We start from the raw sequence: 20,916 nt of genomic DNA, 5'->3' as shown, positions 1-20,916 counted from the left end.
AATAATGTTTTGACTATCTCATTAATAGCCATTCGTTTACTTATAAGAAAGTTCTGATAGAAAGATTAAAATGATGACTCAAACCAAGCTGCCTAGACTAGCGTGGACCACTACTTAACATGCTTCGCCTTATGAATTACTGAAGTGGTATTATAACAAATGAAGGCAATAATTCTTTTATCAAAATCCTCATTTTTAGGTTCCATAAATCGTTTTAAACAAATAGCTTTACAATTAGATTTTAAGCGATAGATGGAGCAAAAACTGGCAGAAAAAATCGTCCTCGGAAAGGATAAAATTCAAATGCTCAAAAAATACACTCAGGAGCATAAGACAAAAGCGACCATACAAATCATCAATTCATTTGTACCCTTTATTGGAATCTGGATATTGATGTATTTGAGTTTGGATATCAGTTATTGGATCACCTTTGGTCTTGGGGTGATAAATGCCTTTTTCCTAGTTAGAATCTTTATTATTCAACATGACTGCGGGCATCAGTCTTTTGTTAAAAACAGGCGAGCACAAAAGATAATCGGCCACGTTTGTAGTTATTTATCTGCCATTCCTTTCCACTATTGGGCTAAATCGCACAGTATACACCACAAACTAAATGGCCAGCTTGAATTACGAGACATTGGAGATGTGACGACTTATACCGTGGCCGAATACAAAAACTTTAGTAAGGCCAAAAAAATAGGCTATCGTATATACCGCTCGCCAATCGTGATGTTCCTCTTAGGACCTGTCTACTATATCTTTATTCACAATAGACTGGCTAAAATTAAAATGCCAGCCTTCCAGAAACTTAAGGGCAGTGTGATTCTCAGTAACTTGGTGCTTTTGGCCTTGTTTTCAATTCTAGGGTTCACCTTAGGCTGGGAAAAGTTCTTACTGGTTCACCTGACCGTGCTTACCTTATTTGCCATTATCGCTATCTGGTTTTTTTATGTGCAACATCAGCACGAACATGGCTATAAACAATGGAAAAAGAATTGGGACTATGTGACTTCTGCCTTGAAAGGAAGTACTTATTACAAGGTCCCTAGGTTATTCAATTGGCTTACGGGAAATATTGGTATTCACCATGTACATCATTTAAACCCAGCTATTCCTAATTACAACTTAAAACAGTGTATTAAGGAAAACCCGTGGCTGAACCAATATCCGACGACAATCGGTTTTATTGATAGTCTATCTCTGATGTCCAATAAGTTATGGGATGAGACTCAGCAGCGAATGATAAGCTTCCGTGAGTATTATCGCATGGAACGTATGGGATTAATTTAGATTACCTCACAGGTCTATAATATCATAAACCCGCGAGGTAAGTTATATGAGGTTATTCTTGTCTTAGGGCTTCCACTGGGTTACCAACTGCAGCTGTATAAGTTCTATAACCAATGGCCACGATGGCCACAATTCCAATAAGCACTAAAGCCAATATGAAGCTCGTTACTCCAAATTGAGTATGGTAGGCAAAACCATCTAACCAAAGGTTCATAACATAGTATGCAACCGGACCAGCCACCAAAAATGAGATACCTAGGAGTTTTAAAAAGTCTCGACTCAATAGGCTCAATAAATTGTTCGTTGTGGCACCCATTACTTTTCTCACACCTAGCTCCTTCACCATTTGCTCCACTCGATGCGAGGCCAGACCATAAAGCCCTAAACAAGCGATACTGATAGCTAATAAGGTGATCCAGAAGGCTAGTTTAGCCATTTTAGACTCTTCAGCATATGCCTTGTCGTATACATCTTCAAAAAGTCTATACTCGAACGGGTGAATCGGAGAGTAACTCTCATAGAGTTCTTCAATTTTCACTAATGTCTCATACAAATCAGCATTAATCTTGACGGCCAAAATAGCATATCGTCCATTGAGTAAAATTTGAAGCGGCTCAATTTTATCTCTTAGGGATTTAATGTGAAAGTCCTTTACCACACCTATAACTTGTGTTTTTACTCCCGCCTGCGTGATCATTTCTCTACCTATCGGGTTCTCCCAACCCAGTTCTTTCACGGCTGTTTCATTCAATAAAATACTCTTTCTATCTGTTTTAATATCCTTATCGAACGATCGGCCTTCGATAACTTCAATATCATAGAGATCGAAAAAGTCATGTGTAACTCCCACCATATACATTGGTAATCGCTCGGCGTCGGTTATACCATTCCAGTTCGCTTGGGTATTAGATGTTACATTGGTTGGCAAAGACCATGAGGTTGCCACTGTTGATACGCCGGAAATCTTACGCAATTCTTCCATATAATTATCTAACCGATCGTCAACAGCGTCATCTCTAGTACTCAGTATAACAATATTGTCTCTAGAATAACCAGTATCCAGATTGTCGATATATCGCAACTGTTTTACGAGTACTATTGCAGCCAGAATAAGGATAATTGAAACTGTAAATTGAAATACCACTAACCCCTTTCTTAAGATTCCGCCTTTAGCTTTGACTAAGCCTCTACCGCTTAAGGCTTGTAAAGGATTAAATCGCGATGCCATCAGTGCAGGGTAAAGGCCAGATATCAAGGTTAACCCAAACCAAGTTGCCAGTAAAAATGATAGTAGTCTAGGGTCAAAGAATTCAAGCTTTAAAGGGCGCTCTACAAAATTGGCAAAAGCTGGTAGCACCAAAAAAGTCACCAATGTGGAAAAGGCCATAGCAAAGAATACAACTAAGCCCGACGAGATCATAAATTGGGCAATCAAGTTAGCCCTCTTGGCACCGATAGCTTTGCGGATACCTACTTCTTTCATTCTCACAATAGATTCTGCTGTGGCTAAATTCACATAGTTCACGCAAGCCATTATGAGTATGATCACGGAAATAATAAAGTAATTCTGAAGTCTCTGGCCGTTCACCGGTGTACCTAAACTCCCTTGAATGTTCCGCTCAAAATGAACGTCTTTGAGTGGTTGTAAAAAATAGGTCACATCTTGACCATCTTCATCCATTGGATCGTTGGCATATTTGGCTCGTATTGACGTCAGTTGCGCCTCTAGTGCTTTCGCATCCACATTTTCCTCAACTCTGAGGTAGGTATAAAACGGATTGTTGCCCCACCGAGCTAAGCTTTGTTCGTACTCACTTACTATGCTTTCAAAGTGCACAATTATATCCATTTTGAAACTTGAGTTCTCGGGCATATCCTTGAATACACCAGTAATTTTCATTGGATACTTCTTATTAAAAGTGACACTCTCTCCTACTACATCTGTACGATTGAAATACTTCATGGCAATGGTCTCTGAAATGGCCATTGTAAAAGGATCAGCTATAAAATCATCTATTTTACCACTTACTGCCTCGAAACTAAATATGTTGAAGATTGAAGGGTCGGCAGGGAAAATATCTGGTTCTATATATTTCTCTCCGCCCATTTCCACTAACAGTTTTCCCCAGTTGATAATTCTAGCTGCACCAACTATTGCTGGAAACTCTGTAGTGAGGGCATTAGCTAGTGGCCCTGGGGTTCCCGAATCGCGATAATCTGGGTCATCTATTACATTTATACTTTTATAAACGCGGTAGATATTGTCAGAATGTTCGTGGTAGGAGTCATAACTAAACTCATACGAGGTGTAAATTGTGGTGAGTAAAAATAGAATCAAGGCTGAACTCAAGCCAAGTATATTGACGAATCCATTCCCTTTGTTTTTCTTAATGCTTCTTAAAGCGACGATAATATTGTTTTTGACCATGGCGATGTTGTTTGTTGCATAGTGGCTATTGCCTTTGAAGTAGAGATGATAAATCACCCCACAAGCTTCTTTCAGGTATAGCCATTTCGCTTTGTTTTTACCTTTTAGTTTGATGTTGTCGATATAAATTTCCTCCATATCCCATAGGGCGGTGTTCAAAAAATCATAGGAGCAAAAGCTCCTTAACAACCACTCACCGAACCATGGAGGCTTACTATTTATTTCTTGATAGCTCATAGATTAAGCCACTGCACTTTGTGTTCTGGCAAACGGTCGAATAGCTCGTTTCTCATTGCTCTGACCTCATTAAGGGCTAATACTCCCTCTTTCGTGATATCGAAATACTGTTTCCGTCTACCTCCTCTTTCCTCGGTAATACCACCGACTCTAGAATTTACCCATCGTTTTTCTTCTAGTCGTTGCAATGCGGCATACAGCGCACCCAAGCTGATCGTCTTTTTCATATTCGCTTCCAATTCAGCTTTTATTGTTACGCCATAAGCATTGTCTTGCAGCACGCCAACTGTGAGTAAAACCATCTCTTCAAAAGCACCTAAAGTAACCTTTTTCATTTCTTCTCTTTTTCGTAATTACTTCAATAATAAGAATTAGTTACTAAAAAGAGTATAAATTAATTAAAAAAGTAATAGAGCCCTGTGGAACGAGACCCTAAAGGATTAAAAAATCTTACTAACTATTAGATGTTAGATTATTTCCTAACCATCATTTTAATGTTCTTAACAAGAACTTCTGCCACTAATCGAGCTATATGAATGCTAATCGGCAGTTTACCTGCGGCATAACCTACTTCTAATTCATCACCGAGAACAGTAGTCAACTGAATACGCACAGAATTCTATTAAATTCCGATTGGGCAGTTCTTTAGAATTGGCTTCTTTTGTGACTTAAAGTAAAGCACTATGGAAGACGCTCTTGAAAAACAAATTGCATTCATTAAAGAGATTGACAAACTAAAATATATTCAGCGCAAAACACGTCTTTTTAACAGCGATCGGCACGAAAACGATGCTGAACATAGTTGGCATTTGGCCATGATGGCGATCGTACTCTCTAGTCATAGTAATCATGAAATTGATATGCTAAAAGTCATCAAGATGTTGCTAATCCATGACATAGTTGAAATTGATGCTGGTGACACTTTTCTTTTCGACACCACCAAAAACCACACAAATACTGAAGAGGAACTTAAAGCAGCAGAGCGCATTTTTGGAATTTTACCAGAGGACCAGGCCAAGGAATTAATTGCGATTTGGACTGAGTTTGAAACAGGTGAAACCAAGGAAGCAAAGTTTGCAAAAGCCATGGATAGATTTGAGCCGATGCTACAAAACGCCTCAAATAATGGTGGTACCTGGAGAGAATTCAATGTTCCCTACGAAGCTGTCATCGAGAAAAAACAGAAAATAAAAGATGGTGCGACTAACATTTGGGACTATGCCCGAAATATGGTCGACAAGTACTACGGTAAATAATAGACTAATTATTTATCGACTTACTCTTCCCGCAAAGCATCAACTGGATTTTTAACGGCGGCCTTATAGGTTTGATATCCCACTGTAGAACCTGCTACCAGCATCATGACTATCAATGCCAGTAAAAAGGTGATTAAGTTAATTGAGGTGTGATAGGCGAACCCATCTAGCCAATTATTCATTACAAAATAAGCTATTGGTGCTGCAATCAGAAAGGAGACAATCAGCAGCAGGCCGAAGTCTTTTGTTAGTAAAATCAATATTCTTGATATCGATGCGCCTAATACTTTTCTTACGCCTACTTCCTTTATTCTATGTTGTACTTTATGAGAAGCCAAACCGTAAAGCCCAAGGCAAGCGATCAAAATGGCAAGTCCAGTAAACCAATTAGCTAATTCTGCCGCCTTTATTTCACTCAAATAAGCTCTATCAAAAATATCGTCGAAGAAGTTGTAGTCAAATGGATATAATGGCTCAAAGGACTGATAAGTTGACTCAATAGCGGCAATTGTTTCTTCAACCTGATCCCCTTCTATCCGAATTGAGACATTAAACTGGCCACTTTTCTGGTAAATTTGAATCGGTTCAATTTCCAAATGAACGGAGTGAGCATGGAAATCTTTTAAGACACCTACTACACGCCCTGTATCTCCCCACCAACGCATCATCTGCATTCCAATCGGGTTTTCCCAACCCAAAGCTTTAACAGCGGACTCATTGATCAAAACGGCAGTTTCATCCGAAGTTATCGTAGGGTCAAAATTCCTTCCCTCAACAATCTCAAGGTCATATAAATCCACAAAGTCATAATCTGCGGTGTTTGTATAGAGCACAACGCGTTCATCTTCTTTCTTACCAACCCAATTCACAGTCGAATTGGAGCTTATATTGTTCGGAAGTGAATTAGAAGATGATACATACTTTACGCCTGATATCTTTCTTAACTCATTTTTAAAAACATCCAATTGACCACGAATTCCGCGATCCCTTACTCCGACAACCAGTACTTGGTCTCTGACGTAACCAGTATCCATATTTTGGATAAAGTTTAATTGTTTGGTCAAAACAGATGCACCGAGAATTAAAGCACATGAAACCGTGAATTGAAATACAACCAATATATTTCTAAACAAGGCACTTCCTTTAGGGCCAGTTCTACTACCTTTTAGTGCAGTAATAGGCTTGAATTTAGCCAACATTGTGGCTGGGTAAATTCCTGAAAGCAATGTCATAAGCACACCTAAACCTAAGAGTGGTATCCAAAAATCAAGTGAGGAAAAATTAATTGTAATTTCTTTATCGATAAAACTAGAAAAAGCAGGCAGTACCATGATCAAGACTAAAACTGCTATGGCAAGTGCCGTAAAGACAAGTACACTTGATTCCAATAAAAACTGTTTAATTAAGCTCCATTTATGTGCGCCAATCACTTTTCTTATACCAACCTCCTTAGTCTTATTAACTGATCTAGCCGTTGCCAAATTCACATAATTTATAGCTGCGATCAGGAGGATCATAAAGGCAATTCCAATGTAGATATAAAGACTTTGAGCATCCGCATTTGGGGCTATATCGAAGTTTACTTCCGATGTAAAATGCACATCGCTTAAATTCTGGAGGTAATAAGTTGACTCCTGTCCCTCTTCATTGATTGGATCATTCGCATATTTGGCACGTAGCTCTGGAAGCCGACCTTGCAGTTTACCTGCATCGGTACCTGGGGCGAGCAGTACATAAGCATAAAAATTGCTATTGTTCCAATTATCCATTCTACGTTCTGTAGCCCCAAGTATCCCTTCCAAATTGATCGTCAGGTCAAGTACAAAATGTGAATTTTTGGGCATATCTTTGAAAACACCTGTTACTTGAAATGGGTATTGATCTTTGTACTTAATCACTTCTCCGACTACATCAATTTTGCCAAAGTATTTCATGGCCAATGATTCAGACAAGGCTGCCCCGTTATTTCCTTTACCAATTTCCGAAGGGCTTCCTGCTAAAAGCTCTAGGTCTAATATTTCAAAAATGGATGGGTCAACGGCATGGATTGATGGCTCTAAAAAAACCTCTGTACCCACTCTTACGACGGCATTACCATAGGTTTCAATTCTAAAAAAATCTTCAACCTCCGAAAAATCATCCTTCATAGCAGGAACCAAAGGTGTAGGAACCACAGCATACTTGTTTGTCCCTTTGTAAAAGTTGCCCTTATCACTTTTGTAGACCCTATAAATATCGTTGACCCTTGAATGATATTGGTCATAGCTAAACTCATACTGGGTGTAAACCATAATGAGTATAAAAACTACGAGACCAGAACTCAAGCCTAACAAGTTAAGGAGGGTATAGGTCTTACTTTTAATGAGCGAACGGAGAAGTGTTCTAAGGTTATTTTGAAGCACGAGATTGAATTTTTGTTATGCAAAAGACATATCAATTAGTAGACGGTTGCACACCTCGTTCATTATAGCAAAATGACTAATGATGCTTTCGGTGAAATTTTCGACCTAAGAATCGTACCCCCAATGATATCGCATCCAGACTTGACCCAGTCTTTTTAATCAATAATTGATAATCCTCAGCCAAGTCATTTGCGCCGTTCCGAATACATTGACGGTATTCATAATTGAGTCGAGCACCAAGTAATTTCAGCTCTTTTTCGGTTTTACACAAATGAAAAGCCTTTTCGCATACGATGCGTGTAGATTTCAATTGCTTATTCATAGTAAACTGATACCGAGCCGCCGACATACTGCTTTTTAACTTACGCTTTTGCATCTCAATCACATCGGTGTAAGCATACTCCCAATACCTTGAAGATCTTATCCAGAAATCAAAGTCTTCATAGGCTAAGGCTTCATCATATCCTCCCAGACGATCGAACACCTCTTTACGAATCACCATTGTGGGTGTACAGATGAAATAGCGATCCATGAGGTTGGTGAAGATATCCCCTTCGGGAATGGCCTTTATCATCTTCTTTTTGAACAAACTCTCGTTATGGTTTCCGATCACATTAGAATCCTCATCGATGTAATCTGCATTAGAAAAAACTACTCCAGTAGATCGATCGGTCAATTTAAATCGATCAACACTTTTTCTTACGAAAGCTGGCTTCATCACATCATCTAGTGCATAATCAATGATAAACTCTCCTTCTGCATGTTTTAATGCGCTGTTAAAAGTTCTTGTATAGCCAATGTTCTCTTCATTGAAAATGCACTGCAAAGTTTTCCCCTCCAACAATTCTTTAATTACGTCTTGACTGTTATCGGTACTTCCATCGTCAGCAATAATGACTTGTATTTGCTCGTAGTCTTGGGCAAAAACTGCATCTAACGCTTCCTTAATATATGGTGCGTGATTGTAAGAAATACAGATAATGGTCACCAATGGGTTCATCGGCGAAGGAGTTTTCGATTAAAGACCAAAAGGATCAAAAAGAAACCTATGTAGCGGAACATATATGCTAAAGTAAATGCCTCTAGGTTATACTGATCTATTAAGACGGATAATAGCCCCAAATAGATTAAGGCTGAGACAAACTGTGCTGCTATATATTTCATTGTCTGTACCCTAGCGCTTAAAACATAGGCTAGTAAATAGGCCAACAACGCAAAAAAATCGCCTATCACTTGATAGCGGACGAGATATGCTGCCTTATCAAATCCATCGGCGAAAAACAGGTTTAGAATAAATTCTTTGTTGAGATAATAAATACCCAAGGCCATAATCGAAACGAAGGTCATAAAGCCCATTACTTTCAATACATATTGCCTTAAAGCACCTCTTTCATGTATCAGTGAGGCTATTTTAGGATAATAAATCACACCGACTGTACCTGAGAACACGAGTAAATAACTAGTAGACATTTTAGCCACGGCCTGCCAAAGCCCTGTACGCTCTAAATCATATAATTCAATGGCATAGTCTCGAACTCCGAAGTCTAAAAGTTTTCCAAAAACGATCGCACTGATCGCCATGGCAATAAATTTTCCAATTCTTTTGACCGAGGCTTTATCGGGTTTCCCCATGCCTAACTTTATAGATTTTCTTCTTCTAATTAGGTAGATAAGGGCCAAGAAAAACATGGCAGCATAGCCGATTGCAAAGCTTAATAAAGCTTGGTCTATTGTTCCATAATTAACCCCAACATAAACTATCCCAACAAGCAGCAATAGACTCAAAATGTTGATCACCGCATAAGCCTTTACTTCACGGAGAGCCAGGATTACCGAGTTCAGATAACCCGACATGAGCATTAGGAAAACAGATGGAATGAAAATGATGAGAAACTCTCTGGGAGTATACGCTGTAATAAATCGATCAAAAAAGTAATCGTGATGCCAGAAGTAAAGCACCCCAAGGGTAACGCCAAAAATGGTTGAGGTAATCCAAAAACTGGTCTTAAAATGCCTGAGTTTATCATGCTCCGACATTTGCGGGTCGGACCAATATTTCATGATACTTCTATTGACGCCTTCGTTTGGTAATAGCGTAAATAAGGCGGTCAGATTTTGAAAGTGTGAGAGTAAGGTGATTCCCGGTGCACCTAGAAAAAAGGCAAATAACTTATTGATTGTAAGCCCACCTAGGGCTCTGAATACCACAGCCGAAAACGACCATGACGAGCTTTTCAAAAATTCAGATTTCAACAGTGCCAGATTTCTTACGAAGATAGTGTTTTCTGCCAACTCAGGGCATTACAAGGCTTACCTCCAGTATTTTCCTTGAATTTGACCAATGAGTCTTTCAGCTTCATATCTACATAAGATGTTCCAAGGTCTAAGGTTTCGATACCATTTGAACGGCACCAGTTGTATAATTCATTGATTAAAAAGACCATGGGACTGTACTTTTTATATTCTCTAAAGTCAACCTGACTTGCGGGCATGAAATGGTAAATTGCACGATCATTCACAACCACTGCCACTGTCGCAGCCAACATCCAATCATCTAAGAATACGCCAAAAACCTTGTATACTTTTGGATTTCTTTGACTCGCTTCCTGCAAGTCTACCCATGACATTGAAGGCGGTTTATAGGCTAAATTCCTATTTCTTTCAATCCATTGAAACGCCTCGATCTTCTGTTTCTTCTTTAATTCTCTAAAAATGGCCCCGTCCCTATGACACATTTTGAATTTACGATGCTCCATTTTATGCATTCTGTCATACAAGTCTGTTTCATTCACAGCAATGGTATGAAAAACACGGTTTTGTATGGTTTCGTAGCCCAATTGAATCAGGGTATCTCCTATTAACGTTTGATCTTGATAAGCATTCGGCGCTTGGTGTAACCTCACGACTTTTACACCTTCTATGACCAAGGTTTTTTCCACCTGGCTTAAAAACTCAAACAAGTCTTGCGGCACTAGACCTTCAGCTAACTCTACACCACCAAAGGGGAGCCTATGTGGGCTATAAGCGGTTTCATCTGTAATTGAAAAAGCGACATGTGCATGGGCACAATCAATATTCGTGTCTACCCAATAAAAGTGCCTCTTCTCTAACTTATTATTCGTAGCGAGAAATGCTTGGTTGTTGTAGACAAACTCTTTGTAAATAACTTTGGTCTTAAGACTTAGCGTTTTTTGAAGTTGGAAGTTTGCCATCAGAAATCTTCTCTTTTCCTGATGTAATCTTCTTCAGAAAACTCATCAGAGGCAAGCCCCAAAAGCATGGCCCTGTTCTTAAAAAGCATTTTTCCCCACCACATCGGCGGTATGTATAGTCCTTTATTTGGCTGGTCTAGGGTACAAGTAAAAACCTCGCCATTCTTGGATTCAAGCACTACTTCTATCACCCCTTGAATACAAACGATTACCTGTTCTCCTACTTTGTGCGCATGATCTCCTCGCACTTGCTGCTCTGGAACATCTGTTAGCCAGTATACTCTTTTGACTTCAAACGGGACATCTTTAAGTTCTTCTAAAAAAGAAAGGTTTCCTCTAGCGGCAGCAATGTTATTAAAATCGTAGAGCTCTGGTTTTTTCAATTCAAAGAGTGTTAGGTATTCTGATAAGTCAACAATATACAAATGTCAGAATAAGATTGTATTGACTAATTTCGCTTCTCGTGTTTTATCTACTCCTGACCATACTCGCAAATGTGGCCATTTTTATGGCCTTTCGGTCTTATACCAAACTTGGCATCAATACCTTCCCAGCCATCATTACCAATTATGGTGTCTGCGTTATCACAGGAGTACTTTACACTGGTTTTTCAACGGTAAGCAAGGAAGCAGATGCAACGGCTCCATGGTTTTATATGGCTGGGGTTTTAGGGGTAGTCTTTGTAAGTACGTTCTATTTGATGGCCAGAACTACACAACTTCGTGGCGTTTCTGTAGCGACAGTTGCTAGTAAAATGAGTCTCGCCATTCCCGTCGTATTTAGCTTGTTCATTCTTAAGATTGGCACAAACAACCTCGATATTTGGAACTACACGGGCATTGCCCTGGCTTTTGTAGCCATTATTATGGTGAGTAAGAAGAAGCAGAACCAAGCTTTGAAACGTCAGCCCCTTACTTTAAAATACATCGCTTTACCCTTAGCAGTTTTCTTATTGGGTGGTGTAATTGACACCGCGCTGAACTATACAAATCACCATTATGTAGATGAATCTACTGAGGCCGTATTTCCAATTTTCATTTTTGCTTTTGCCTTTATCATCGGTATATCTGTAGCGCTAATTCGAGGGATCAGGTTTAGGCGCAAAGATATCCTAGGCGGAATTTATCTCGGTATCCCTAATTACTTCTCTATCTACCTACAACTTAAAGCGCTCAGTGCTTTTGACAACAATGGCGCTATACTTTACCCTTCACTCAACATTGGGATAATCATTGCCTCTACTCTGATGGCAATTTTACTTTTCAAGGAGAAACTGAGCAGAATTAATACTATCGGTGTAGTTTTAGCGATTGTGGTGATTATGCTTTTAAGCCACCAAGAAATCCTCAAGGCAATCTAAATGCAGGATAGTTTTTTAACCATATCGAATTCCGCTGAAGGGCTGTACAAAGAGAAAGGAAGCAAGTTCATTGCCGTCGCTTTTCCAGTGACTTCTGTGGAAGCTGTAAAGGAGAAACTTGAGTTGCTAAGGAAGGATTACTACGATGCAAGGCATCACTGCTACGCCTATGTGCTGGGGCATGATGGCTCAGAAACGCGGGCTAACGACGACGGCGAGCCTAACCATTCTGCTGGTGATCCAATTCTGGGTCAAATTAAATCCAAGAATTTGACCAATACGCTATTGGTTGTCGTACGCTATTTTGGCGGAACAAAACTTGGCGTGAGCGGTCTGATAAATGCTTATAAAACTGCTGCTTTTGAAGCACTAGAAGAAGCACAAATTGTAAAACGAGAAATAACCGAAACTGTAATTTTAAGGTTTCCTTACGACGAAATGAATGAGGTAATGAAGCTTGTGAAAGACCTTGAATTAAATATTAAGGGTCAAGACTATGATTCAGGTTGTGTTATGACGATCGGAGTAATCGTTAGTAAAATGGCCAAAATGAATGAAAAGCTAACATTACTAAATGACCTTGGCCATAGCATTAGCGTCTCTGAACTATAAATTTTAGCCCTAGACTAATGATCATCCATGAATACGAGTTCCCGATAACATCAGAAAGGCTCTTCTACCGACCTATTGTCAAAGAAGACACTAAGCCCTGGGAGGCTTTTTTTATTGGCAATGACCAACTCCATTTTGTTGGGATTCCTTCACCAAAAACCCCAGAGGAAGAGGCTGTTATTTGGATAAACCGGCAAATGAAGCGCTATGAAGAAACTGGCATTGGTATGTTAGCCGCCATCGATAAGGAAAATGGCACCTTGATGGGGAATGTTGGACTCATTTTAAGAGAAAATATACTTGGAGAAGACTTCTTCGAAATAGGTTATGGCGTCATTCCTAGTTATTGGAATAAAGGTTATGCATCTGAAATGGCTATTTGCATTCGTGAATACTTCGAAGCACAAAGGCTAGATGAAAGAGTGGTATCGATCATCAATATTGACAATATTGGTTCTCAGCGCGTAGCTGAAAAAAACGGCATGAAACGCACCGTAACTTTTGACTTTCATGGCGCACAAGCCTATTTGTATCGAAAGGATCTCTGAATCAAGCCGCCGTTTAAAAGAATTGGAAATGGTGAGAACGGATGAAATTCTTATCTTCCGAAGACTCAACCACCAAAAACATGCTTAGCTTCTTCAAACGCCTAGTTGGCGTTATTAACCCTCCAAAAGGAAAAGAGTTAACAGAAAATCAACTGTTCTGGAAAGGTGCCTTTTACGGCCTTCTTGCCCTGAGTTTACTCGTAACTTTTATGTCAGGCTGGTTTTTCAGGACAGGCATTAGTCCTATACTCGTGGGAACCGGCGCTTTGCTCATCGGACTTATTGGATTTTGGATATTCCGTTTTATCGCGAGCCTTATTCACATTACCATCAATAGCCTCCCAACCTTTGTTTTTTCGCTTGTCCTCGGCACGATCGCCATATTTAGCTTGGCAAAAGAAATGCGGTTTGGGTGGCCATCGGTTATTTATGACTCGTCGATAGCCATCGCTATGCTCAGTTTCGGTCTATTCGCTGGTTCGCTTCTGGTACTGGTTAAAAAGAAAAGTAGCATGAAGCTTTTTCATGTCGTGACAATTTTCGGTGCTGTTGCTATGGCTGTCTTATCAATTCAATCTATCAGCAATCCGGGAGATGATCCCTACCCAATCAATTTTGAACAGACTGCTGCCCCTTTACTATCAGCAAGTGGAATAGAAAATCCAGGTATAAAAGGAGACTACAATATTGAATTTTTCACCTATGGAAATGGGACAGATATCCGTAGAGACGAGTATAAGGATGTGAAATACAAAACAGAAACGGTCAACGCATCTAAAATCATCCCAGAGTGGAAGGGCAAAAAAGCTAAATGGAGAAAGAGATTTTGGGGATTTACAAATGAAAATTTTCCGATTAACGGTCGCGTTTGGATGCCGAAAACTGAGGGAACCTTCCCATTAATATTAATCGTTCATGGTAACCATGGCATGGAGCACTTTTCCGATCCCGGTTATGAATACTTAGGCGAACTATTGGCTAGCCGTGGTTTTATTACTGTTTCGGTTGACGAAAACTTCATTAACGGGACTTGGTCGGGAGATTTTAGAGGAAAAGAAATGCCGGCCAGAGGCTGGTTGCTTCTCAAGCATTTAGAACAATGGAAAAACTGGTCTGCTGATAATGGACATCCACTTTTTCAAAAAGCCGACTTGAATAACGTGATGCTAATGGGGCATTCAAGGGGTGGAGAGGCTATGCCGATTGCTCTTTCCTACAATGAGCTCTCCCACTTTCCTGATGACGCTTCTGTAAAATTTGAATTCAACTTCGGCATAAAAGGCGTTGCGGCTATTGCGCCAACGGATGCTCGGTATTTTCGAAGACTTAACTTAAAGGATATCAACTACTTTTCCATTCAAGGCTCCTATGACAGTGATGAGGCGAGTTTCTTCGGGCTAAGGCAGTATCAACGCACGAGTTTCACAGATACGGCGATGAATTTCAAGGCGGGGCTTTACGTTCACTTAGCCAATCACGGACAGTTTAATTCAATTTGGGGACGAAGAGACGGTGGTCCGCCTTACGGTTGGTTTTTAAATACTGGTCCGATGATGACAGGAGAAGATCAACGACAAATTGCCAAGGTATACTTAGGTGCTTATGCGGAGGCCATTTTACATAAAAACGATGCTTACCTTCCGCTTTTCCAAAATGCCGCTGTGGCGAAAGATTGGCTTCCAGACGCTTTGTTGCTGAATAACTACAAAGATTCGAAATCAGAGGCACTGATCACCTTTGACGAAGACATTGATTTAACAACGGGTACTGTAAAAGGAAGTCAAATCAGTGCTAAAAAGGTCCAGGTCTGGAAAGAAGAACCATTAAAATTCAGAGACGGCGACTTGCAAGGGACCACTTCCGCGGTGATCGGTTGGACGAGTAATGAAGCTTCTTATTCCGTGGAACTTGATAGTGCTATTGGGACAGCACCTTTTAGTGCACTAAGACTTTCGCTCGCAAGAGGAGATCATTCAACGCTTAAATTTGATGCCGATGAAGAAAATTCAAAAGAGCCAGAAGAATTAAACTTCACAATTCGGCTTACTGATAGCGAGGGCAAAACTAGCGAGACTACAATAAGTCAAGTGAAAAAAATATCGCCTAGAATAAGTGTTAAGTATATGAAACTGGATGAAATGAATGGCAGATTTGGTAATAAGTGGGAAGCTACCCTAGAAACCTTTGTGCTGCCTTGGGGTACTTTCTCTTACTCCGAAAACCTAAAAGACATTCAGAAAATTGAGTTTGTATTCAACAAAACTGAAAGCGGTGTTCTGATTGTGGATGAAATAGGGTTTCAGCAATAAAGACTCAATTTAAAACCCTTATTGCTGAAACCTAACCTCTACTCACTCCTGAGAGAAGTAGCTGGATTGGCCAGCGCGGCTCTCCTAGCTTGGTTGGTGACGATCAACAGTGCGAAAACCAAAGCAATCACTCCTGTCAAAGCAAATACCCACCAATCGATCGATGTACGGATAGTATATCTTCCTAAATATTGATCTAAGCCGAAATAGGCCAAAGGAGAGAAAATGACGAACCCAAGGAGTACTAATTTTGCAAAGTCGATTGAAATCAACCTAATCAAATTACCTACCGAAGCTCCTAATACTTTTCTAATACCAATTTCTTTGATGCGTTGTTCTGCCATGTAAGACGCTAAGCCAAACAGGCCTAATCCGGTAATGAAAATGGTCAGGAAAGCGAAAATCGTCGCTAAATCACGAGTCAAATTAATGGTGGTATACTTTCTAGCAAAATCAACATCCGTAAACGTATACTCAAAAGGGTATGCAGGATTATATTGCTCAAAAACTTCCTGAATGTCGGCCATTTTGGCTTGGATGTCTTTAGTGGCAGGAATTCTCAGGCTCATTGTTCCGTAACCCCAGTCATCTAGGATCATAAACATCGGGCGCACTTGCTCATAGGGCGAACCCATTAAAATATTGTCGATTACCCCAACCAAAGTTCGTTTATCGCCCCATAAATCTAGTTGCGTACCGAGTGGGTTCTCCAACTTCATAATATCTAATGCAGCTTTGTTAATGATGATAGCCGCACTATCAGTCGCGTACTCTTTCGAGAAATCACGTCCCATCAACATTTCCGCACCCATGGTTTCAGCATAATCATAATTACCAACAATGGTCACGAACATCACACGTTGCGATTCAGGTTTACCTGGCCACCCTAAAAAGTTGTTCGAATTGATAGAGGTGATGCTACTGTTAGACCTTGTCATGTTTATAATCGCTCCTTTTCTAATCAATTCCTGCTTGATGACATCGTAGTTTTCGACGATATCTTCTGTTCCTGGAATGGAAATGAGCCCTTCTTGATTGTAACCCAAATCTCTCTTTTTGGCCAAATCAATTTGCTTCACAATCACGATTGTTCCTACAATAAGAATCACAGCTACGCCAACTTGGAATACCACTAAAATTTTCCTTGGTAGGTTAGAATTCTTACCAATGGATACCTTGCCTTTTAGGGTTTTAATTGGATTGAACGATGATAGGTATAAGGATGGATAACTACCCGAAACGATGCCCGTTACCAGAATAATTCCCAGCGAGAACATCCAGAACTGACTTGACTGAAAATCTAGAAAAAGTGACTTATCTACCAAGTTATTGTAACTCGGCAGTAATGCGATCACTAATAAAATTGCGATAAGATAGGAGATTAAGGAAATGACAATCGACTCTCCGTAAAACTGAAATATTAACTGGCTTCTTTTTGAACCAAGGCTTTTTCGAATGCCTACTTCTCTTGCTCTTTTTTCCGATCTTGCTGTCGCTAAATTCATAAAATTGATGCATGCAATGATCAAAATGAACGTGGCGATCGCGGTGAAAAGGGTTACATATTCGTGTTGTCCACCAGATTCTTTACCGTTTTCAAAATTCGTATGAAGCCTCCACCGAGACATCGGATGCAAGAAAAACGATCGTTCTATATCATCCTGACCTTTCTCAGTAAGTATATCTCTAATGCTTTCTTCTACCTCTAACTCATCGTTTTCACCATTTAGCTCAACATATACTTGAAAGGAGTAATTACCCCAATTGTCTTTATTATCAACCACCCACTGCTGAGTAGCTTCACGATGTTTCCAGGGAATTAAGTAATCGAATTGGAATGTAGAATTATCAGGAACATCTTTAAATACTCCCGTTACCTGTAAGACACTCTCGTCATCTACTTTCACAAACTCACCCACAGGATCTTGGCCTTTGAAAAGTATATTCGATAACTCTTCGGATATCACAATGGAAGAAGGATCGTCCATAACCGTAGACCGATCACCAACGACCATTGGGTATTCAAAAACTTCTAAGAACTCTTCGCTCGCAAAGTAGCCCCTTTTCATGATTCTATTGTCTTCTTTCGCGATAAGCCTCATGCCGCCCCACCCTGTGACTACAGAGTTGGAGATTTTCGCATGAGCGCTTTTCATTTCCTCGTAAGTAGGCAGTGGAACCGAATTCCAAGACTGAATACCATTATCGAATGCGGCGTTTACCCACACTTGATGAATCTTATTGACTTTGGGAATGAATTTGTTGAAAGAAGTTTCGTCCTGAACCCATAATAGAATCAATATGCTACAAGCAATACCGATAGAAAGTCCAGAAATGTTAATGACCGAATAGAGGGTATTCCTGCGCAGATTGCGCAGGGTTACCAGAATAAAATTTTTGAGCATTTGACCGTTGGGTTGTTGACCGTTTTCCTATAGACTGAGAAGTGTGCGAATCGTTACACACTTCTCGAAAAAAATATCAAGTATTCAGCTACTTGCGTACTACAGCTCGACCAGAACCGCTGCTAATCTTGACCAAAACATCCTTATTTCCGACTTTGGCCTCTTTTACGTATCCTCTATTGCGTCCTCTTCTGTTGTAACCGCCTCTATCGTCTTCATATTCTTCATCGAATTTGAATGGCGCTCTGATATCCGATTTGTCGCTAGCTCTCATAACAAACTCGCCAGCAATCTTTTGACCATCAAAATCCAGAACAGCATCACCTGAGCCTGTACTGAGTGATAAATCATATTCTAGTTCAGCTCCCAAGGAGAGTTCAGTTCTTCCAGATCCTGTACTGAAGTTAGACCGGCCTGTGAGAATTGCATTGGCGATATCAATATTTCCAGAACCAGTACTCATAGAGAATTCTCCTTCAACACCGTCACCTTTAACATTACCGCTACCGGTACTGAAACGTGCTTCCCCTTTAATGGATCTTAAGCGAATAGACCCAGAGCCTGTGCTGGCGTTCATATCGCCATCTATCTCACTAAGCGTGATGTTACCAGAACCAGTGCTGGTTCTCATATTTCCAGTTACACTTTCTACTTCAATATTACCTGACCCTGTAGAAACCTTAAGTTCAACAGCAATGCCATCTATCTCAATATTTCCAGATCCAGTTTTAAAATCTAATTCAAGACCGTCAGGTATTTCAAGTGTCCATTCAGCATAGCCTCTGCTCCAGCGGCTTCTTTTAAAGTCTTCTTCAATGTAGAGTCTATCTCCATTTTGTTCGAAAATAGGTTCATAGATATCGTCGTCATAAGTGTACCTGAGATGAACCTTAACTTCGTTAGTATTACTTTTCTTAATAGTTCCGTTACCCGAAGCGGTGGTTAAACGAATGGTTTTAACACCTGTATAAGATTTTTCAATCGTCTCCTGGCCAAAAGCCAAGGTTGTCATGAAAAGAAATGTTAGTACTAATATTGTCGGTTTGAGTTTTTGCATGATAAGTGAGTTTTTTGTTATAGACATTAACTAGATTCGAAAGGATGCATCAACAGAAATAAAAAATGAGCTTCAATCCTAATTTTTATATTACTGCCTTAGAAGCGAATATTGAGGCGGTAAAAAATCTAGCAATTGCTCACTCGGCAGAGCAGCAACGCTGGAAACCAACGCCTCAAACTTGGTCGCTCTTGGAGATTATTTGCCATTTGGTCGATGAGGAGGTATTGGACTTTCGCGCCCGATTACAAACCGCTCTTTATCCAGACAAATTCCCCTTTATACCCATTGATCCAGAAAGTTGGGTTGAATCTAAAGCTTATTTGGCGCAAGATTATGACAGTAAAATCCAAGAATGGGTAAACGAAAGAAAGAAATCCATTCAATGGCTAAAAGGTCTCAAAGAGGTGAATTGGTCTAGCGCTTTAGACCATGAAATTTATGGGAAAATGAGTGCTCAACTCTTCTTGGAAAACTGGCTTGCCCATGATTATATCCATCTTAGACAAATAACGCGTACCAAAAGAGCTTTCCTTGCCGATTTAGCAGATAATGACATTAGCTATGCAGGTAAGTGGTAAAATCCTTAAATTAATGCTATGACACTTGACGAGGTAATGACCCAATTAGCCGAATTCGGCGACGAAAGAACTAAAAACACGCTGATTAAGCACGGCGCTAAAGAACCTTTCTTTGGTGTAAAAGTGGCTGATCTAAAAAAGATTCTCAAGAATACTAAAAAGGATCACGAGCTTTCTTTAGCACTTTATGATACTGGCAACTCGGATGCCATGTATCTAGCTGGATTAATGGCTGATGAAAGTAAGATTTCCGAACAAGAGCTTGATCAATGGGCGGATCAAGCTTATTGGTACTATTTAAGTGAATATGCGGTTCCATGGGTCGCGGCAGAAACGCCTTTTGGTTTTGAATTAGGACTTAAATGGATAGAGTCTAAAGAAGAAAGAATTGCCGCGGCGGGTTGGTCTACACTCGCCTCTTTTGCCAGTGTCAACACCGACGATGCTTTAGACATTCAAGCCTACAGTGATCTACTCGATCGCGCGAAAAAAGAAATAGATACTGCTCAAAACAGAGTAAAGTATACCATGAACGGCTTTGTCATTGCCATCGGGACTTACATTGAGGCTTTGACTGATAAATCGGTCGAAATCGCCAATGAGATCGGTAAAGTGGAAGTATTAATGGGTGGTACAGCGTGTAAAGTTCCTTTGGCCAAAGACTACATCAAAAAAGTAATGGATAGAGGGTCTGTTGGTAAGAAAAGGAAAACCGCACGATGCTAGTTTGAGGCTTCTAGTTCTTTGCTCAATTTCGCTAACATCTTTTTAAGATTTTTGGCTGACAAGAAACCGTCATTCTGATAGATGATCTCGAGCTTGTCGTTTAAGAAGACCACGGTCGGATAAGAAACCATTCCATTCTTTGTTCCCAATTGCTCGGCCAATTCATGAACACCAGTATTTGCCCCTGTAGGTTTATACTTGAATGTTTTCCCCATGAATTCAACGTCGCCTTTAGATTCTCCATCAAAACTTGCAAAGTAAAAGTCTTTAGAAAGTATATTCTTAATCGCCTCATCTTCAAAAGTCGTTTGCTTCATATTATCGCAAAACTTACACCAAGGCGCATGTAAGAACACAATCACTGGCTTAGGTGACTTTCGATACTCGATCTCTAAAGCTGGAAAGCTGATAGCAGCTTCTTGCGCTAAAACCTTCGGCATGCTAAAACCCAATAACATTAAGAAAATAAAAAGGCTCTGCTTCATTGCTGGCT

General features: G+C 40.0%; 19 protein-coding genes. 8 read left to right on the top strand and 11 right to left on the bottom strand.

Annotation, left to right across the window (positions count from 1 at the left end):
• Nucleotides 1-252: 252 nt before the first annotated feature.
• Nucleotides 253-1,290 (top strand): fatty acid desaturase, encoded by a 1,038-nt coding sequence (locus tag BFP71_RS10060; protein ID WP_069835345.1) that lies wholly within the window; start codon nt 253-255, stop codon nt 1,288-1,290.
• A 52-nt stretch (nt 1,291-1,342) separates the two neighbouring features.
• On the opposite strand, the gene BFP71_RS10055 is transcribed toward BFP71_RS10060, so the two are convergent.
• From BFP71_RS10055 to BFP71_RS19365, 3 genes are all read right to left on the bottom strand, one after another.
• Nucleotides 1,343-3,955 carry an ABC transporter permease gene (locus BFP71_RS10055; RefSeq protein ID WP_069835344.1) on the bottom strand — a complete coding sequence of 871 codons (2,613 nt, stop codon included), beginning with the start codon at nt 3,953-3,955 and terminating at the stop codon, nt 1,343-1,345.
• Nucleotides 3,952-4,290, bottom strand: coding sequence for a PadR family transcriptional regulator (locus BFP71_RS10050; RefSeq protein ID WP_069835343.1), 339 nt, complete (start codon nt 4,288-4,290; stop codon nt 3,952-3,954). Before BFP71_RS10050 ends, BFP71_RS10055 begins: the two co-directional genes overlap by 4 nt.
• A 137-nt stretch (nt 4,291-4,427) precedes the next feature.
• Nucleotides 4,428-4,568 carry a hypothetical protein gene (locus BFP71_RS19365; protein WP_176723348.1) on the bottom strand — a complete coding sequence of 47 codons (141 nt, stop codon included), beginning with the start codon at nt 4,566-4,568 and terminating at the stop codon, nt 4,428-4,430.
• A 70-nt stretch (nt 4,569-4,638) separates the two neighbouring features.
• On the opposite strand from BFP71_RS19365, the gene BFP71_RS10045 reads away from it, so the two are divergent.
• Complete coding sequence (locus BFP71_RS10045; protein ID WP_069835342.1) at nt 4,639-5,211, top strand: HD domain-containing protein; 573 nt, start codon at nt 4,639-4,641, stop codon at nt 5,209-5,211.
• Nucleotides 5,212-5,231: 20 nt separating this feature from the next.
• On the opposite strand, the gene BFP71_RS10040 is transcribed toward BFP71_RS10045, so the two are convergent.
• The 5 genes from BFP71_RS10040 to BFP71_RS10020 form a co-directional block, all read right to left on the bottom strand.
• Nucleotides 5,232-7,613, bottom strand: coding sequence for an ABC transporter permease (locus tag BFP71_RS10040; protein WP_088124977.1), 2,382 nt, complete (start codon nt 7,611-7,613; stop codon nt 5,232-5,234).
• A 76-nt stretch (nt 7,614-7,689) separates the two neighbouring features.
• Nucleotides 7,690-8,613: a glycosyltransferase gene (locus BFP71_RS10035; RefSeq protein ID WP_069835340.1), complete on the bottom strand. Its 924-nt coding sequence runs from the start codon at nt 8,611-8,613 to the stop codon at nt 7,690-7,692.
• Complete coding sequence (locus BFP71_RS10030; RefSeq protein ID WP_141719726.1) at nt 8,610-9,851, bottom strand: MATE family efflux transporter; 1,242 nt, start codon at nt 9,849-9,851, stop codon at nt 8,610-8,612. The genes BFP71_RS10035 and BFP71_RS10030 overlap by 4 nt, the downstream gene beginning before the upstream one ends.
• Nucleotides 9,852-9,880: 29 nt before the next feature.
• Nucleotides 9,881-10,825, bottom strand: coding sequence for a GNAT family N-acetyltransferase (locus BFP71_RS10025; protein WP_069835338.1), 945 nt, complete (start codon nt 10,823-10,825; stop codon nt 9,881-9,883).
• Nucleotides 10,825-11,208 carry a sugar 3,4-ketoisomerase gene (locus BFP71_RS10020; protein ID WP_069837037.1) on the bottom strand — a complete coding sequence of 128 codons (384 nt, stop codon included), beginning with the start codon at nt 11,206-11,208 and terminating at the stop codon, nt 10,825-10,827. Before BFP71_RS10020 ends, BFP71_RS10025 begins: the two co-directional genes overlap by 1 nt.
• Nucleotides 11,209-11,288: 80 nt before the next feature.
• Here BFP71_RS10020 and BFP71_RS10015 point away from each other — a divergent pair, with 80 nt between their 5' ends.
• The 4 genes from BFP71_RS10015 to BFP71_RS10000 all read left to right on the top strand — a co-directional run bounded on the left by BFP71_RS10015 (nt 11,289) and on the right by BFP71_RS10000 (nt 15,654).
• Nucleotides 11,289-12,185 carry a hypothetical protein gene (locus BFP71_RS10015; protein WP_069835337.1) on the top strand — a complete coding sequence of 299 codons (897 nt, stop codon included), beginning with the start codon at nt 11,289-11,291 and terminating at the stop codon, nt 12,183-12,185.
• On the top strand, nt 12,186-12,797 hold the full coding sequence (locus tag BFP71_RS10010) for an IMPACT family protein (RefSeq protein WP_069835336.1): 612 nt from the start codon (nt 12,186-12,188) through the stop codon (nt 12,795-12,797). It begins immediately after the preceding gene.
• Between the two features lie 17 nt (nt 12,798-12,814).
• On the top strand, nt 12,815-13,345 hold the full coding sequence (locus BFP71_RS10005; protein WP_069835335.1) for a GNAT family N-acetyltransferase: 531 nt from the start codon (nt 12,815-12,817) through the stop codon (nt 13,343-13,345).
• A gap of 80 nt (nt 13,346-13,425) precedes the next feature.
• Nucleotides 13,426-15,654 (top strand): poly(ethylene terephthalate) hydrolase family protein, encoded by a 2,229-nt coding sequence (locus BFP71_RS10000; RefSeq protein WP_176723346.1) that lies wholly within the window; start codon nt 13,426-13,428, stop codon nt 15,652-15,654.
• A 38-nt stretch (nt 15,655-15,692) separates the two neighbouring features.
• Here the strand turns inward: BFP71_RS10000 and BFP71_RS09995 are convergent, their stop codons facing one another.
• Together BFP71_RS09995 and BFP71_RS09990 are read right to left on the bottom strand one after the other, a co-directional pair.
• Nucleotides 15,693-18,059 (bottom strand): ABC transporter permease, encoded by a 2,367-nt coding sequence (locus tag BFP71_RS09995; protein ID WP_069835333.1) that lies wholly within the window; start codon nt 18,057-18,059, stop codon nt 15,693-15,695.
• 88 nt (nt 18,060-18,147) lie between these two features.
• Nucleotides 18,148-19,116 (bottom strand): DUF4097 family beta strand repeat-containing protein, encoded by a 969-nt coding sequence (locus BFP71_RS09990; protein ID WP_176723345.1) that lies wholly within the window; start codon nt 19,114-19,116, stop codon nt 18,148-18,150.
• A gap of 65 nt (nt 19,117-19,181) precedes the next feature.
• On the opposite strand from BFP71_RS09990, the gene BFP71_RS09985 reads away from it, so the two are divergent.
• Nucleotides 19,182-19,697, top strand: a complete 516-nt coding sequence (locus BFP71_RS09985; RefSeq protein WP_069835331.1) for a DinB family protein — start codon at nt 19,182-19,184, stop codon at nt 19,695-19,697.
• A gap of 18 nt (nt 19,698-19,715) precedes the next feature.
• A complete protein-coding gene (locus BFP71_RS09980; protein ID WP_069835330.1) occupies nt 19,716-20,423 on the top strand; it encodes a DNA alkylation repair protein in 708 nt (235 codons plus the stop codon).
• Here the strand turns inward: BFP71_RS09980 and BFP71_RS09975 are convergent.
• Entirely contained in the window at nt 20,420-20,908 is a 489-nt protein-coding gene (locus BFP71_RS09975; RefSeq protein WP_069835329.1) for a thioredoxin family protein, read from the bottom strand. The genes BFP71_RS09980 and BFP71_RS09975 overlap by 4 nt on opposite strands.
• Between the last annotated feature and the right edge of the window lie 8 nt (nt 20,909-20,916).

The sequence above is a fragment of the Roseivirga misakiensis genome (genome assembly GCF_001747105.1).
Taxonomy (GTDB): domain Bacteria; phylum Bacteroidota; class Bacteroidia; order Cytophagales; family Cyclobacteriaceae; genus Roseivirga; species Roseivirga misakiensis.
This window is presented reverse-complemented; position numbering and strand designations above follow the sequence as displayed.